Here is a 15,543-nt window from a genome sequence, read left to right on the forward strand (position 1 = left end):
TAGGGCTGCGAAGATAAAAAATAAACCCGAAAGCTTTTCAACTTTCGGGTTCAAACGTTCCATTAAAAATGGAGACAAACTAAACACTACTAATCAACATTATCGTGCAAGAAGGAGTTGTTCGAACGCAACTGGATTTCGTCATTACTATCCTCACCTAAACTCATTCGTGATACTTTTTGTTCTTTCGGTTCTTCGTCAAGATCGATGCCCTGCCGCTTATAGGCGGGCTGCTTTTCGATTTCATCGATATTACTGCGGTTGTTCTTGAACTTGTAATTGAAACTCTTTAGTTTTTTACGTCGCTCATCGGCCCGTTCTTTCAACAAATCATCAATGGAGCTGTTAAACGGATCGGCACCTCCTTCGTTGGATGTGCCCGCCTCGGTCGCGTCGACTTTGATGGTCTTTTTCTCAAAAACCAACTCGTCTTCGACCATTTTGGGCTCGTGGGTCTCCGCTACTGATTTGGCTCCGGTAAGTTGGGTTTCCAACTCCATATACTCCTCGAGATTGTACCGGGTCTCCCCTTCTTTGTTGAAGTCCAATACCGGACTTACCTCGATATATTCGTTAACACTGATATCCTTGACTTCTTCATCGAGATCGAAGGTGATGGTATGTTGTTGTTCTTCCTTGGCCACCTCGTTCAAAGGCATATCAAAGGTCAGGGCGAACTGATCTTCTTCGGTTTTCTTTGAAGAAACGATTTCTGGATCGACAACTTCGATGTCGTTCAAAATGTTCTTGGCCTCGATAATGATGAAATCATCGGTCACGTCGGTTGCCAATTCCTCGGTTACCGGTTCTGGAACCACTTCTTCATAGAATACATGGAAGTTTCTTATGTAATTGGTGGTTTCTATCAAATCGGATGCTGGAGGTTCAGGAAGGGTCTCCTCTTCTTCCATGACCAACTCGTGCTTGATCATCGGTTCTTCAATAGGTTCTGACGGGGCCACTTTCTTAATTCTAGGTTCCGCGGTTAAGTCATGAACGGCTTTTTGCTCATCTTCCAAAGTATGGATGATCTTCTTCGTTTCGGTATTGACGATGTCATCTTGTTGGTCCATGTTGAACCCTGTGGCAATAACGGTCACGGCAATAGCATCGCCTAAGCCATCATCTTCACCGACACCCATAATGATATTGGCACCATGACCGGCCTCGATCTGGATATGATCATTGATTTCACCGATTTCGTCGATGGTGATCTCTTGACTGCCCGACACGATCAACAACAACACGTTCTTGGCCCCGGTGATCTTATTGTCGTTCAGTAGGGGTGAATCCAAAGCCTTCATAATGGCCTCGTTGGCCCGGGCCGATCCCGAAGCCGTGGCAGAGCCCATAATAGCGGTACCGCTATTCGACAATACGGTTTTCGCATCGCGAAGGTCAATGTTCTGTGTATAGTGATGGGTAATGACCTCAGCAATGCCCCTTGCTGCTGTCGACAAAACCTCATCGGCTTTTGAGAAGCCCGCTTTGAAGCCCAAATTACCATAGACTTCACGTAATTTATTGTTGTTGATGACGATCAACGAATCTACATTGGCACGGAGTTTCTCGATACCGGTCTGCGCTTGTTTGCAACGCATGGCCCCTTCGAATTGAAACGGCATGGTAACGATACCTACGGTCAATACATCGGCTTCCCTGGCGATCTTGGCGATGACCGGTGCGGCGCCCGTACCGGTACCACCCCCCATACCGGCGGTGATAAAGGCCATTTTGGTATTGTGCTCCAACATGGTCTTGATCTCTTCCATACTTTCCATGGCAGCCTGCTCCCCAACTTCCGGGTTGGCCCCTGCACCCAAACCTTCGGTCAAAGAGACGCCCAGTTGGATCTTATTAGGGACCGGACTATTGTCCAATGCTTGCGAATCGGTATTGCAAACCACGAAATCGACACCATTGATCCCGGCTTGGAACATGTGGTTGATGGCATTGCTACCACCACCGCCAACGCCGATGACCTTGATCACGTTACTTTTGTTCTTGGGCAAATCGAAAGCGATATTATCAAATTCAGTGTTCTTACTCATGTTGTCTTATTTATAGTGGGCTTAGTTTCTTATTCGGCGTTATCCAAAAAATCCTTCAGTTTCTCCGACCATTTATCAAAAATCGATTTGCGGTGTTTCGCGGTGCCTTGGGCAACAGGTTCACCGACCTGCTCTTGACCGACCAATACCTCTTCGTCGACCCCGATTTCGGCTTCTTCAGATTCCTGGTTGTATCGGGGTTTACCATCTAGGGCCTTCATTAAAAGACCGACGGCCGTTGCATATAAGGGACTGGCGATTTCTTCATCGGAATCACCCGCCAAATGCTCGTTAGGGTATCCGATTCGGGTGTCCATACCTGTGATGTATTCAACCAGCTGTTTTAAGTGTTTCAATTGACTACCCCCACCGGTCAATACAATACCGGCGATCAATTTTTTCTTTTGTTCCTCGTGGCCGTAGTTTTTGATTTCGACGTAGACCTGTTCAACGATCTCAACGACCCGGGCATGGATGATCTTCGAAAGGTTTTTCAAGGTGATCTCTTTGGGTTCGCGCCCTCGTAGGCCGGGTATGGAAACGATCTCGTTGTCCTTGTTCTCCCCTGGCCATGCGGATCCAAATTTCATCTTCAACAATTCGGCTTGCTTTTCGATGATCGAACAACCCTCCTTGATGTCTTCTGTAATGACATTACCCCCAAAAGGGATTACGGCCGTATGGCGAATGATCCCATCTTTGAAAATCGCGAGATCCGTGGTTCCACCCCCGATATCGATCAAGGCGACCCCGGCTTCTTTCTCTTCTTGACTCAAGACCGCATCGGCAGAAGCAAGGGGTTCCAAAGTGATGTTCCCCAAATCCAAGCCGGCACTTTTGATGCACCGTCCGATATTCTTTATCGAAGTGACCTGCCCAACGACCACGTGGAAGTTCGCTTCCAAACGCCCACCGTACATACCGATGGGTTGTTTGATCTCCGATTGGCCATCTACTTTGTATTCTTGGGGCAGCACATGGATGATCTCTTCTCCTGGCAGCATGACGAGTTTGTAGACCTGGTTGCAAAGTTTGTCGAGGTCTTCTTCACCGATAACTTCTTCGGCATTGGCCCGGGTAATGTAATCACTGTGTTGCAGGCTTCTAATATGTTGCCCTGCGATACCGACGACCACCGAACCGATCTTCAAACCTGCATCAAGCTCCGCTTGTTCTACAGCCTGTTGTATCGATGAAATCGTTTGGGTGATATTGTTCACCACTCCCCTATGGACCCCAAGGCTTTTGGATCGACCACAACCCAATACCTCGATTTTTCCATATTCGTTCTCACGTCCGATAATCGCTACGATCTTGGTCGTACCGATATCCAATCCAACTGAATAATTACCTTGTTCCATACCTTATATTTTTGTGCAAACCACTTGGTTATCAAATTCAAGATTGACCATGGCATATTTTTCCAAAGAATTGTCTTTGGCCGCTTTCACGTAGAATGCCATGAAATTTTTAAATTTTTCATCAAGATTATCCACACTACCCAAATTCACTACAAAATTCTCTACCCTGAGCTTTAACTGATACTTGTCGACATCCTCAATATGGATACCGATTACGTTCTTTCTCAAAAAATCGTCCTCATTGATATAAGTCAGGATGGTATAGGCATCCTCAAGGGTCTCCCCCGTAATTTTACCCGTGATAATGGGAACGCGTGCCGAATGAAACTTCGATAAAGGCATGCGTTTCCCCATGTCATCCAAATAAAATTTGGAGGCCCCTTCAACCCTTCCTATAGGTTCTCGCTGAACAATTTTTGAAATAAGCTCACCCTCGACGGTGAGGTAGACTTGGGCATTTTTTACCATAGGATCGGAACTGATTACCGATTCTATGGTATTCAAAACTACTTGTTCTTTTGCCCTATTTTTTACGCTGCCGTAATTTTGTATTAACAATTTATTAACTGCATCCTCATTGATATATAAGTCGTTGTCGCCCATGAATTTAATGGTCAGACCATCGATTGTTTTGGCATTGCTCCTATAGTCGGCAAAACCGTATAACACGATGATCGTCAACAGCAGGGTCAACGTTTTCAAAAGGTTCCAATTAACTCGCATAGGCCAATCCTGATTTTATTCGTTCAACTTCAAGTCCGATGTCTCCGGCCCCCATGGTGATCAGTATATCGGGGCTTTGGGATCGGACTTCATGGAGGATATTTTCTTTCTCGATCAGTTTTTTGTTGGGGTTCTTTATTTTTTCCAAGAGCCAGGCCGAATCGACCCCTGCTATCGGTAATTCCCTAGCGGGATAGATCTCGAGCAATAGCACGCTATCAAACCGCGAAAGGCTCGCCGCGAAAGCATCGGCAAAATCTTGGGTGCGTGAGAACAAATGGGGTTGAAAAACGACCAAAACCCGCGCATCGGGATGCATTTCGACCACTGCCTGGTACACCGCATCGATTTCTGTCGGATGGTGGGCATAATCGTCGATAAAGACGATATGCTCATTCTTCAATCGGTAAGAGAACCTGCGCTCTACCCCCTTGAAGGAGGCCATCGCTTCAGCTAGGCGGTGCGTCGGTGAGCCCGTTTGCACCGCCATTGCGAAAGCAGCTAATCCATTGAGCAAATTGTGTTGGCCCGGCTTGTTGAAACGGATGTCTCGAACCGTTTCATTCGGGGTTTGAATGTCAAATACGTAGGTTCCTTGTTCAATTCGGATGTTCTTGATTTCATAATCGGAGCCGTCTTCGATACCATAGGTCAACCCCTTAATGGGCAGTCCGCTCTTAACAATGAGGGTTCCGCCGGGCTTGATCTGGGATGCAAAGGCCCTAAAGGATTCTTCCAGCTTCTCGCCTGAGCCGTAAATATCCAAATGATCGGCATCCATCGAGGTGATACAGGCAACGTTCGGATGCAGGTGTAAGAACGACCTATCGTACTCATCGGCTTCCACTACCGCATACTCATTGCCGTTGAGCACGAAATTGCTATTGAAGTCTTCCGAAATCCCACCTAGAAAGGCAATGATGGGGTTGCCGGCCTCATAGAGCAAATGGGCCAAAATGCTTGAAGTCGTTGTTTTTCCGTGGGTTCCTGCGACCGCCAGGCAAAAAATGTCTTTGGTTATCAACCCCAAAACTTCGGCGCGTTTCATCACCCTGTGCCCGGATTTGTTGAAATAGTCCAATTCGGAATGCGCTTTGGGGACGGCTGGGGTATAAACCACCAAGGTATGTACCGGCTCTAAATATTGAGGGGCAATGGCCTTCAAGTCGTCTTCAAAATGCACATCGATACCACACGCCATCAGCTCGTCGATCAGCGGGGTGCGCACCCTATCATAGCCTGCGACTTGCTTTCCGATGAACTCGAAATACCGTGCCAAGGCCGACATACCGATACCTCCGATACCGATGAAATAGACGTTATGGATGTCTTTCAATGTCATGCCAGCACTTTTTCGATTTCATCAACGATAGCCGTCGTCGCATGGGGCATCGCCAAACTTTTTATGCGTTTCGCCAAACGATTTTGCGAATCGGCATCCTCCAATAGCGATTGGAAGACCGCTTCGAACCGTTCATCGATTTCCTTTTCTTCGACCATTACCGCCGCCCCTTCGTTGACGAGGGCAAGCGCGTTCTTCGTTTGATGGTCTTCAGCCACGTTAGGGGACGGAATGAACAGTGTCGGTTTCCCTACCAAACAGAGTTCAGAGACCGAACCGGCCCCTGCCCTTGAAATGATCAGATCGGCTGCTGCATAGGCATGGTCCATATCCTTGATAAAAGGCTTCACTTTGACCGTTTCCGATTGGTTGTTTTGATATTGGTTGTAATACAGCTTACCGCATTGCCATAACAATTGAACCTTGTTCCGTTCGAAAAGCGTCAAGTGGTCAGCGACCAATTGGTTGATACGTCGGGCCCCTAGACTTCCCCCTAAAACCAAAACGACCGTAGCATTCTTTTGAAGCCCGAACCGCTCTTTGGCTTCGGTTTGCGGTACTTTGATATCAATAAGGTCCTTGCGGATCGGATTACCGGTCTTGACGACCTTGGATGCCGGAAAAAACCGCTCCATACCATCGTAGGCCACACAGATCTTTTCTGCTCTGGAAGCCAATAATTTGTTGGTGATGCCTGCAAAAGAGTTTTGTTCCTGCAAAACCGTTGGAATACCGTTCATAGCCGCCATACGCAAGAGCGGACCACTGGCGAAGCCACCTGTACCCACCGCGACATGGGGTTTGAACTGACGTACGATTTGATGTGCTCGAAACAAACTACTTATCAATTTAATCGGAAACAACAGGTTCTTGACCGTCAGTTTCCTTTGTAATCCACTAATCCATAGGCCTTTTATGCTATACCCGGCCTGGGGTACTTTTTCCATCTCCATTTTATCCTTCGCCCCGACGAACAGGAACTCCGCATCGGCAAACCTTCGTTTCAGTTCATTGGCAATGGCGATTGCCGGATAAATATGTCCTCCCGTTCCCCCTCCGGAAATGATAAACCTATAATTGCCCACTCAACACTTCTAAAGGGTTGTTATCGTCGACCGTCGTGTGAGTGACCTCCTGTTCTTTGTCACTCGCACTCAAAACGATCCCTATGGCCAAGCAGGTCATCCAAATGGAGGTACCCCCCATACTGATCAGGGGTAAGGGTTGCCCTGTGGTCGGAAACAGTTCGACCACCACGGCCATATTGATGAAGGCCTGGAACACGATGGGCAGTCCGACACCGATGACCAGCAGTTTCGCGAAAATCGATTTGGCGGCATTGGCCACCACCACGATACGAAACAGCAATAAGAGGTAGAAAAACAAAAGTCCTATTCCTCCTATCAATCCATATTCTTCAATAATGATCGCAAAAATGAAATCAGAGGTACTTTGCGAGAGGATGTTCTTCATGACACTCTTGCCGGCCCCTTTGCCCATCAGACCTCCTTCGGCGACGGCCATCTTGGCGTACTCTACTTGTCGTGAGGCATCGGCCGAGGCTTTTTCCGGGTAGACGAAAGTCTCGATACGGTTTTTCCAGGTCAATGCCCGTTGCGATGGTATTTTATCAGGTGCTACGAAGAGTACGGTCAAAAAAGTGGTGGCGATGAGTAGGCCCACACCCACCATTGAAAGCAGGTACTTTAACGGATACCCTCCCAAAAAACAAAGCATCAAGGCCATGACGGTGATGATCGCCGCTGTTGAGAAATTCTCGGGCACGATGAGCAAGACCACCAGTGCCACCGGAACCCAAAGCGGTAAAATGCTTTCTTTGAAACTGATCGTTTTATCCTTGATCTTCGAAAGGTATCGGGCGATCCAGATCATCAACACCACCGACGCCAAAGTCGAGGTCTGAAAATTTACCCCGATGAACGGGATTCGAATCCAGCGGTTGGCCGTGACCGCACCGATCTGGGTCTCGACGGTCAGGGTATAGGCCAATAAAGGCAAAACGATGGGCAAGGCGATCAACGAAAGCCCTTTAAAATAATGTGTTGGGATGCGATGTACGGCATAGATGATCATAAAACCCAAGAACAACAAGACCCCATGTTTGATCAAGTGGCTTATGGTCGTTCCGGTATCCTTGACGTATACCAAATTGGTGCTGGCGCTGTAAACCGGCAAAAAAGAGAACAGTGCCAATAGCGCAACGATGCCCCAAATGGCTTTATCCCCCTTAATATTTCTTGCCAGCGCCCTCATTTTCCCTATAGTTTTTTAATGGCGTCTTTGAATTGGTTGCCCCGGTCTTCGTAATTTTCGAAGAGATCGAAACTGGCGCAGGCCGGCGAAAGCAAAACCGCATCGCCCCGTTGACCTATCTTGTAGGCTACTTTGACCGCTTCTTCCATAGAATAGGTTTCGATCATGAGATCGATGACGTTTCCGAAAGCCGTAACCAATTTGGTATTGTCCATACCCAAACAGATGATGGCCTTGACCTTTTCACGCACCAAAGGCATGAGTTCACTATAGTCATTGCCCTTGTCAACGCCACCAACGATCCAGACGATGGGTTTCTTGATACCATCCAAAGCGAAATAGGTCGCGTTCACATTGGTGGCTTTCGAGTCGTTGATGTATTCGACATGATTGATCTTCAAGACCTTTTCAAGACGGTGTGGCACCCCTTGGAACGTCTGAATACTGTTTCTAATGGCTTCTTTTCGCACACCCACCAAGAGGGAGGCCATACTGGCGGCCATCGCGTTTTTTACATTGTGTTGCCCTTCCAAGGCCAAGATATCAGTACTCATTTCAAAGGTTTTTGATTCCACGTTCATAATTATTCGATCTGCGTCTTGATATGCCCCTTCCTGCAATCGCTGTTGCAAGGAAAAAGGCAGTAATTTCGATTGTATGGGATTGGTTCGTAACCAGTCGGTGATCGTCACATCATCGGCATCATAAATCAGGTAATCCTCTGGACCCTGATTCATTGCGATTCGAAATTTCGAGGCCACGTAATTTTCAAAGCGATTGGCATAGCGATCCAAATGATCGGGTGTGATGTTCGTCAAAATCGCGATATGCGGTTTAAAATCAACGATACCATCGAGTTGAAAACTGCTGATTTCGAGCACATAATGCGCGTAATGATGATCAGCTACCATTTTGGCATAACTATCACCGATATTTCCGGCCATACCCGCATCCATACCAGCCTGTTTCAGCAAATGGTGCGTCAACATGGTGGTTGTGGTCTTGCCGTTACTTCCTGTAATACCGATAACCACCGCATCTGAGTAGCGACTGGCGAATTCGATTTCCGAAATCACCGGAATCCCATGAGTCACCAACTCGACCACCAAGGGCACCGTATCCGGTATCCCCGGGCTTTTCATGACCAGTTGGGCATTTAGGATCTTTTCGGCCGTATGCCGGTTCTCCTCCCATTCAATTCCAAAATTTTCAAGAACGTCTTTATATTTTTCTTGGATCGGACCCTTGTCGGAGACAAAGACCTCAAATCCTTGCTGTTGCCCCAATAGGGCTGTTCCTACACCACTTTCGCCGCCACCCAGCACCACCAAACGGCCCATATCATCTGATTTTCAAAGTGACGATACTCAAAATGGCCAAAAGGATCCCGATGATCCAAAATCGCGTCACGATCTTACTTTCGTGGTATAGTTTTTTCTGATAATGATGGTGCAAAGGCGCCATCAGGAAAAGGCGTTTTCCTTCCCCGTATTTTTTCTTGGTTCGCTTGAAATAGCTGACTTGGAGCATCACCGATACCGTTTCGGCAAAGAAAATCCCGCACAAGAGCGGAATCAACAGCTCTTTTCTGACAATGATGGCGATGACCGCGATCACCCCACCAATGGTCAAACTCCCAGTATCGCCCATGAACACCTGTGCTGGAAACGCATTGTACCATAAAAAGCCCACCAAGCCCCCGACAAAAGCGGCAATGAACACGACCAATTCACCCACCCTTGGGATGTAGAAAATATCGAGGTAGGCCGAAAATTCGATATTACCCGAAACCCAGGCGAAAATCCCCAAGGTCAAGACGATGATGGCCGATGTACCCCCGGCCAGACCGTCGATCCCGTCGGTTAAATTGGCACCGTTCGATACTGCGGTCACGATCACGATGACGATCGGTATGAAAATCAACCAAGCATAGTCTTTGGCACCTTCACCCATCCATCCAAGAAAATCGGCATAGTCCAATTCGTTGTTTTTGAAAAACGGGACATTGGTCCGTACCGACTTGATCTCTTTGCCATACACTTGTTCTACAGTAAACTGTTCGGTGATCCTTGAGGTATCCTTCTCCTTCACGGTCACTCCAGGATGGAAATACAGGACGGACCCAACGATCAATCCGAGTCCGACCTGACCCAACACCTTGAACCGTCCTTTAAGGCCCTTTTTGTCTTTTTTGAAGATTTTGATATAGTCATCGATAAAGCCGATAACCCCCATCCAGACCATGGTAATGATCAGCAGCAGCACGTAAATGTTCTTCAGGTCAGCGACCAACAAAACAGGGATCAGGGTCGACATGATGATGATGACGCCTCCCATGGTCGGGGTGCCCGCCTTTTGTTTCTGTCCTTGCAAACCAAGGTCACGAACGCTTTCCCCGATTTGCTTGGCCTTAAGGAAAAGGATGATCCGTTTCCCATATACCATGGCGATCAATAGGGATAGGATGACGGCAAAGGCAGCCCGAAAAGTCAAAAATTGGAACAAAGACGCCCCAGGCAATTGGTATTGTCGTTCTAAAAATTCGAATAGATAATAGAGCATGTTATTTATCCAATTCGTTCAATGCGTTCCTTACTTCCTTAAAGTCATCGAATGCGACACGTTTGCCGTTCGTTTCCTGATAATTTTCATGCCCTTTACCGGCCACCAAAATAATGTCATTGGCGTGGGCTAGTTTACAAGCCGTTCGAATGGCTTGTTTGCGGTTCTCGACCGTTAGTACTTTTTTTTGGTTTTGAGGTTCGACACCGGCCTCCATTTCCTCAATGATCGTCGCCGGAGGCTCGGATCTTGGGTTATCGGAAGTGAAAATCGCCTGGTTGCTCATCTCTGAAGCGATATGACCCATAACCGGACGCTTAGACTTATCACGGTCACCACCACACCCCACTACGGTGATGACGTTTTCATTTCCAGTCCTCAATGCGTTGATGGTAACCAACACATTTTTTAGTGCGTCCGGCGTATGGGCATAATCAACAATAGCCGTTATGCGTGCTTTTGAAACATAATATTGAAACCTGCCATCGACATTTTCCAACTCGCTGAGCAGTTTTAGGATCTCTAGGCGTTCAAGCCCGAGTAGTTCAGCTGTGGCATAGATGGCCAGGAGGTTGTATGCATTGAAATTGCCAATGAGCTTGGTCCAAATCTCATTGTCATCGATTTTTAATAGTTGCCCATCCAATTGATGCTCTAAGATCTGCCCGCGATAATCGGCATACGATTTCAAGGCGTAGGAATAGGTCTTGGCCTTGGTATTCTGCAGCATGACCATGCCGTTTTTATCATCAAGGTTCGTCAGGGCAAATGCCGTTTTGGGCAATTTATCGAAGAGTTCCTTTTTGGTATCGCGATAGGCCGCAAAGGTTTTGTGGTAATCGAGATGGTCATGCGAAAGGTTGGTGAAAATCGCAGCGGCAAAGGTCAAGCCTTCTGCCCGTTTTTGATGGATGCCGTGTGAACTGACCTCCATAAAACAGAACTCCACACCCGCCTCGTTCATTTCGTGTAGATGCTTATTAATGGTCAGTGCATCAGGTGTGGTATGGGTAGTGGGAAATTCGGCATCGTCTATCAGTACTTTGATGGTTGATATCAATCCGACTTTGTACCCCGCTTTTTTGAATAGGTTATACAGTAAAGTGGTCACTGTGGTCTTGCCATTGGTCCCCGTCACACCGACCAATTTTAGGTTCTTTGAGGGGATCCCATAAAAGTTCGACGCCATGATGGCCAAGGCCTTATTCGCATCATCGACTTGTAAATAGGTAATACCCCCAACGGTCAGTTCCGGAATTTGTTCGCATACAACGGCTTTGACACCCGAATCGATGGCCTTTTGTATAAAATCGTGCCCGTCAACGGTCAACCCTTTGATCGCAACGAAAACATCGTCCATGGCCACCTTTCGGGAATCGAAATGAATGGCATTGATCAAAACGTCAGTACCACCACTGACTGCCGAGAGGCCTACCCCATACAATATGTCTTTCAATAACTTCATGAAAGGGTCAAGATGATTTTATCGATTTTATGGATGTCGGTTCCCTGAGCCACCGATTGCCTACGTACTTTACCATTGCCCTGCACCTCGACCTTCAATCCTAAATTCTCCAGTAGGGCTATGGCGTCCATACCGCACATCCCTTTCAGGTTGGGCATTTGGGTGCGATCGTTGTCAGCAGCATGGGCATAAAAAGCATTGTAATCGGAATCCAACTCATCATCTTCAGGGGTTTGCCCCCCTACCTCATCGATGATGGGTGAATTGGCATAGATCTTATGGGCCATCGACCTGAAAACAGGTCCGGATACGTCGGCTCCGTAATACCCCACACTCTTATCGGGTTCATGAATGACCACGATACATGAGTATTTGGGGCGATCCGCTGGAAAGTACCCCACGAATGAAGAGATATACGCTAGTTTATCAGGGTCTTTGGCAACGTAGTTCTTTTGACAGGTTCCGGTTTTACCGGCCATGGAAAATTCCGGCGAATACAAGCCATGTCCGGTACCGCTTTTCTTTTCGACCACATCCTTAAGCAGTTGCTTGACCTTGCCGATATTGCTCGTCGAAGCGATGGATGGATTTACGACTTCGGTCTCGAAGCGCTCTAAGACGCGATCACCGACACGGGCCTCTTTCAAGAACCTCGGACGCACATACTTGCCATCGTTGGCCACGGCGTTATAGAAGGCCAAGGTTTGCAAAGGGGTCATCGAGACTTCATAGCCATGCGACATCCACGCCAAGGATACCCCCGACCATCCTTGCTCGCCAGGATACCGGAGCACCGGTTCACCTTCACCTACGATCGGAAGGCTCAAAGGCTTATGCAAATCCATATTCATCAATCGGTTGACGAATTGCTCTGGACGGTCTTTGTAGTTTTCATGGATGATTTTTGCAAAGGCCGTGTTCGAGGAAACCGCGAAGGCTTCTGCGACGGACACTTTACCGTAGCCACCCCATTTGGAATCCTTAACGGTACGGTCATAGACCCGCCATCTCCCTTTTTCGGTATCGACCACCGTGCTGGTGTCGACTACGTTATCTTCAAGGGCGGCCAGCAAGGACATTAGCTTGAACGTGGATCCCGGTTCGTGCGATTCACCCACGGCATAATTTAGGCGTTCGTAATATTTTCCTTCCTCGGTACGTCCCAAATTCGAAATGGCCTTGACCTCGCCCGTCTCCGTTTCCATGACGACCACACAACCATGGTCGGCCTTGTAGTACTCGAGTTGCTTTAGTAGCGCATGGTGCGCTATGTCTTGGATGTTCGAATTCAAGGTGGTGACCAAATCCCTTCCGTCTTGGGGTTCGATGATGTTATCGAAACCGACCGGTTTCCATTCACTGCCCGCACTTTTTTGTTTTAGGCGTTTGCCTTCGATACCCCTGAGGTAGGTTTTTCCGAAAGCACCGTCCAATCCGACCCTGGTAAAATGCCCTTCACCGTCTATCCTTTCATAACCGATGCTCCGAGCCGCCATTTTTCCCAACGGATACTCACGCACTACCCGGTGGGATTCAATGAACCCTCCGCGATGTGGACCGTATCGGAACAAGGGGAAGTTTCGGATTCGCGCATAATCCAAATACGAAACGTTTCGCGCGATCAATTTGTAGCCGTTTTTGTTGGCCCTGGCCTTTCGAAAAAGATTGAGGTAGTGCGAAGAGGGCCTACCGAACAGTTGGCCTAATGAATCACTTAAGGCATTAATATGGTCATCCCAGTCGTTCTTGGTGACCGTGTTGGCATCGAAACGGATTTCGTACTTAGCCACTGAGGCCGCGAGAAGACTTCCGTCATCGGCATAGATGTTACCGCGATTAGGCTGAATAGTGAACATGCGTTCGGTCTTCTGCATCGCCAGTTCCTTATAGGTTTCCCCTTTGACCATTTGGATATCGACCAACTTGACCACCACCGCCACGGCAAAAACAAAGAAGCCGGCGGCGACCAGATACAGCCTATTCATGATATTTTTTTCAGTGATAGGCATCAGTTAGACGATTTGACTTTTATTTTTTGAGGAGGATTGCCAGCAGGGCGCAGACCGCTTAAAACGACCGATTCGGTCAGGGTCGATTCCAAACGCAATTGTTGGAGCTGTTTGCGATTCTGTACGAATTCGCTACGCAACGCACGCACTTCTTCGTTCAATTCGGATATCTTGTGCACCCGCTTATCGGCGTGGTGCGAACTGGAAATCATGACGACCGCCAAAAAGGAAGCGAACAACAAGAACAGCCAATTCTTGGGGGCATCGCCACTGACCAAGAATTTACCCTTCAAGATATCCAACAGTCCTTTTTTCATTGTGTTCCCTTTAGTGTTCGTTTTTCGATTTTGCATTCAAATGCGCTCCGCGATGCGGAGCTTGGCACTTCTGGCCCGGTTGTTCTTGGCGATCTCATCGGCACTCGGCACGATCAAACCCCCTACTTTCTTCAATGGCTGGTTGCTGTTCCCGTAAAAATCCTTTTCGACCTCCCCTTCAAAGTTGCCAGACCGAATGAATCGTTTGACCAAACGGTCTTCCAAAGAATGGTAACTGATCATACTGAGTCGCCCCCCTTTGACCAAAACCCCGGGTGCCTGCTGTAAAAATTCCTTGAGCACCTCGACTTCTTGGTTCACTTCTATCCGGATGGCCTGATAAATCTGCGCCAGCACCTTGTTTTCACGTGCCTTGGGCAATACGGGACCCAGGATTTCCTTTAAGGCTCCCGTAGTGTCGATTTCGCGATCGCTACGTGACCGAACGATCAGGCCAGCGATTTTTCTCGAATTCCGCAAATCACCGTATTGAAACAACACATCGGCCAGTCGGGCTTCATCATAGGTGTTGACCACTTCGAAAGCAGAGAGTGCGCTGGAAGCATCCATGCGCATGTCGAGCGACGCATCGAATCGGATCGAAAATCCGCGATCCGCTTGATCGAACTGGTGGGATGAAACGCCGAAATCAGCGAGAATTCCGTCAACCTTTACAATGCCATAGAACTTCAAATACCTTTTCAGATAGCGAAAGTTTTCATTGATCAATTGAAACCTTTCGTCAGCGATACTGTTTTGCAACGCATCTTTATCTTGATCGAACGCTACCAAGCGTCCGTTTGCACCAAGTCTTTTCAATATTTCTTTGGAATGGCCACCACCACCGAAGGTGACATCGACATACACCCCGTCCTCCTTAATGTCCAAGCCATCAACCGATTCCGTCAACAGAACGGGATCATGATACATCGGGCTTGGATTTACCGTCGACCATTACGCGACGTGCCAATTCCTTTTTGTCTTTTTTCGAAGCGGTAATCGCTTTCTCGTACGCAGCTTTGTCCCAAATCTCCAAGTGCTTCCCGATCGGGGCGATTTTGACTTCCTTGGTGATCCCAACGAGCCCGATAACGTCTTTCGGTATCAGCAACCTTCCGGTAGCGTCCATTTCCACTTGGCGAAGACCATCGGTGAACATCCTGATGAAATCGACGTTCTCCTCTTCGAAACGACTCTTTTCGTTCAGTTCGGCCATCACGCGTCTCCATTCGTAGGCAGGATACAACTCCAAGCACTCGTTGTAATATGATTTCTTGATGTAGAACCCATCTTTGAGTATCGGTGTCATCTGGTTTCGTAGGGCAATAGGAAGCATCACCCGACCCTTTGCGTCAGCTTTGCATGTAAAAGAACCCAAGAAATAAATATCCAAAACCAGCCTATTTACTTTCTATAACTCAAATATATAAATATTATTA

13 protein-coding genes are annotated in these 15,543 nt (G+C 47.8%); all 13 read right to left on the reverse strand.

The features are described 5' to 3' along the window. Nucleotides 1-89: 89 nt before the first annotated feature. Genes ftsZ through ABV409_RS00535 form a run of 13 tightly spaced genes read right to left on the reverse strand, consistent with a single transcriptional unit; the run spans nt 90 to nt 15,497 of the window. Nucleotides 90-2,051, reverse strand: coding sequence for a cell division protein FtsZ (ftsZ, locus tag ABV409_RS00475; RefSeq protein ID WP_353875511.1), 1,962 nt, complete (start codon nt 2,049-2,051; stop codon nt 90-92). Between the two features lie 29 nt (nt 2,052-2,080). Next, on the reverse strand, nt 2,081-3,412 hold the full coding sequence (ftsA, locus tag ABV409_RS00480) for a cell division protein FtsA (protein ID WP_353875512.1): 1,332 nt from the start codon (nt 3,410-3,412) through the stop codon (nt 2,081-2,083). Between the two features lie 3 nt (nt 3,413-3,415). Further along, a complete protein-coding gene (locus tag ABV409_RS00485; RefSeq protein ID WP_353875514.1) occupies nt 3,416-4,114 on the reverse strand; it encodes a cell division protein FtsQ/DivIB in 699 nt (232 codons plus the stop codon). 10 nt (nt 4,115-4,124) lie between these two features. Continuing rightward, nucleotides 4,125-5,477 (reverse strand): UDP-N-acetylmuramate--L-alanine ligase, encoded by a 1,353-nt coding sequence (murC, locus tag ABV409_RS00490; RefSeq protein WP_353875515.1) that lies wholly within the window; start codon nt 5,475-5,477, stop codon nt 4,125-4,127. After that, on the reverse strand, nt 5,474-6,562 hold the full coding sequence (murG, locus tag ABV409_RS00495) for an undecaprenyldiphospho-muramoylpentapeptide beta-N-acetylglucosaminyltransferase (protein ID WP_353875517.1): 1,089 nt from the start codon (nt 6,560-6,562) through the stop codon (nt 5,474-5,476). Before murG ends, murC begins: the two co-directional genes overlap by 4 nt. Next, nucleotides 6,549-7,751, reverse strand: a complete 1,203-nt coding sequence (locus ABV409_RS00500; RefSeq protein WP_353875519.1) for an FtsW/RodA/SpoVE family cell cycle protein — start codon at nt 7,749-7,751, stop codon at nt 6,549-6,551. The genes murG and ABV409_RS00500 overlap by 14 nt, the downstream gene beginning before the upstream one ends. A gap of 5 nt (nt 7,752-7,756) precedes the next feature. Further along, complete coding sequence (gene murD, locus ABV409_RS00505; RefSeq protein WP_353875520.1) at nt 7,757-9,091, reverse strand: UDP-N-acetylmuramoyl-L-alanine--D-glutamate ligase; 1,335 nt, start codon at nt 9,089-9,091, stop codon at nt 7,757-7,759. A 1-nt stretch (nt 9,092) separates the two neighbouring features. After that, nucleotides 9,093-10,313 (reverse strand): phospho-N-acetylmuramoyl-pentapeptide-transferase, encoded by a 1,221-nt coding sequence (gene mraY, locus ABV409_RS00510; protein ID WP_353875522.1) that lies wholly within the window; start codon nt 10,311-10,313, stop codon nt 9,093-9,095. Between the two features lies 1 nt (nt 10,314). After that, the gene (locus tag ABV409_RS00515; protein ID WP_353875523.1) at nt 10,315-11,778 is read right to left on the reverse strand and encodes a UDP-N-acetylmuramoyl-L-alanyl-D-glutamate--2,6-diaminopimelate ligase; all 1,464 of its coding nucleotides are present in this window, start codon (nt 11,776-11,778) and stop codon (nt 10,315-10,317) included. Next, entirely contained in the window at nt 11,775-13,787 is a 2,013-nt protein-coding gene (locus ABV409_RS00520; RefSeq protein ID WP_353875524.1) for a penicillin-binding protein, read from the reverse strand. The genes ABV409_RS00515 and ABV409_RS00520 overlap by 4 nt, the downstream gene beginning before the upstream one ends. Further along, complete coding sequence (locus ABV409_RS00525; RefSeq protein WP_353875525.1) at nt 13,787-14,104, reverse strand: FtsL-like putative cell division protein; 318 nt, start codon at nt 14,102-14,104, stop codon at nt 13,787-13,789. The genes ABV409_RS00520 and ABV409_RS00525 overlap by 1 nt, the downstream gene beginning before the upstream one ends. Nucleotides 14,105-14,140: 36 nt before the next feature. After that, nucleotides 14,141-15,034 carry a 16S rRNA (cytosine(1402)-N(4))-methyltransferase RsmH gene (rsmH, locus tag ABV409_RS00530; RefSeq protein ID WP_353875527.1) on the reverse strand — a complete coding sequence of 298 codons (894 nt, stop codon included), beginning with the start codon at nt 15,032-15,034 and terminating at the stop codon, nt 14,141-14,143. After that, nucleotides 15,024-15,497 (reverse strand): division/cell wall cluster transcriptional repressor MraZ, encoded by a 474-nt coding sequence (locus ABV409_RS00535; RefSeq protein WP_353875528.1) that lies wholly within the window; start codon nt 15,495-15,497, stop codon nt 15,024-15,026. The genes rsmH and ABV409_RS00535 overlap by 11 nt, the downstream gene beginning before the upstream one ends. Between the last annotated feature and the right edge of the window lie 46 nt (nt 15,498-15,543).

It is taken from the genome of Flagellimonas algarum (genome assembly GCF_040513375.1).
Taxonomy (GTDB): Bacteria; Bacteroidota; Bacteroidia; order Flavobacteriales; family Flavobacteriaceae; genus Flagellimonas_B; species Flagellimonas_B algarum.

Coding starts and splice junctions, on each gene's coding strand:
- ftsZ (WP_353875511.1), bottom strand. CDS start 2,051: ATGAGTAAGAACACTGAATTTGATAATATCGCTTTCGATTTGCCCAAG.
- ftsA (WP_353875512.1), bottom strand. CDS start 3,412: ATGGAACAAGGTAATTATTCAGTTGGATTGGATATCGGTACGACCAAG.
- murC (WP_353875515.1), bottom strand. CDS start 5,477: ATGACATTGAAAGACATCCATAACGTCTATTTCATCGGTATCGGAGGT.
- ABV409_RS00500 (WP_353875519.1), bottom strand. CDS start 7,751: ATGAGGGCGCTGGCAAGAAATATTAAGGGGGATAAAGCCATTTGGGGC.
- murD (WP_353875520.1), bottom strand. CDS start 9,091: ATGGGCCGTTTGGTGGTGCTGGGTGGCGGCGAAAGTGGTGTAGGAACA.
- mraY (WP_353875522.1), bottom strand. CDS start 10,313: ATGCTCTATTATCTATTCGAATTTTTAGAACGACAATACCAATTGCCT.
- ABV409_RS00515 (WP_353875523.1), bottom strand. CDS start 11,778: ATGAAGTTATTGAAAGACATATTGTATGGGGTAGGCCTCTCGGCAGTC.
- ABV409_RS00520 (WP_353875524.1), bottom strand. CDS start 13,787: ATGCCTATCACTGAAAAAAATATCATGAATAGGCTGTATCTGGTCGCC.
- ABV409_RS00525 (WP_353875525.1), bottom strand. CDS start 14,104: ATGAAAAAAGGACTGTTGGATATCTTGAAGGGTAAATTCTTGGTCAGT.
- rsmH (WP_353875527.1), bottom strand. CDS start 15,034: ATGTATCATGATCCCGTTCTGTTGACGGAATCGGTTGATGGCTTGGAC.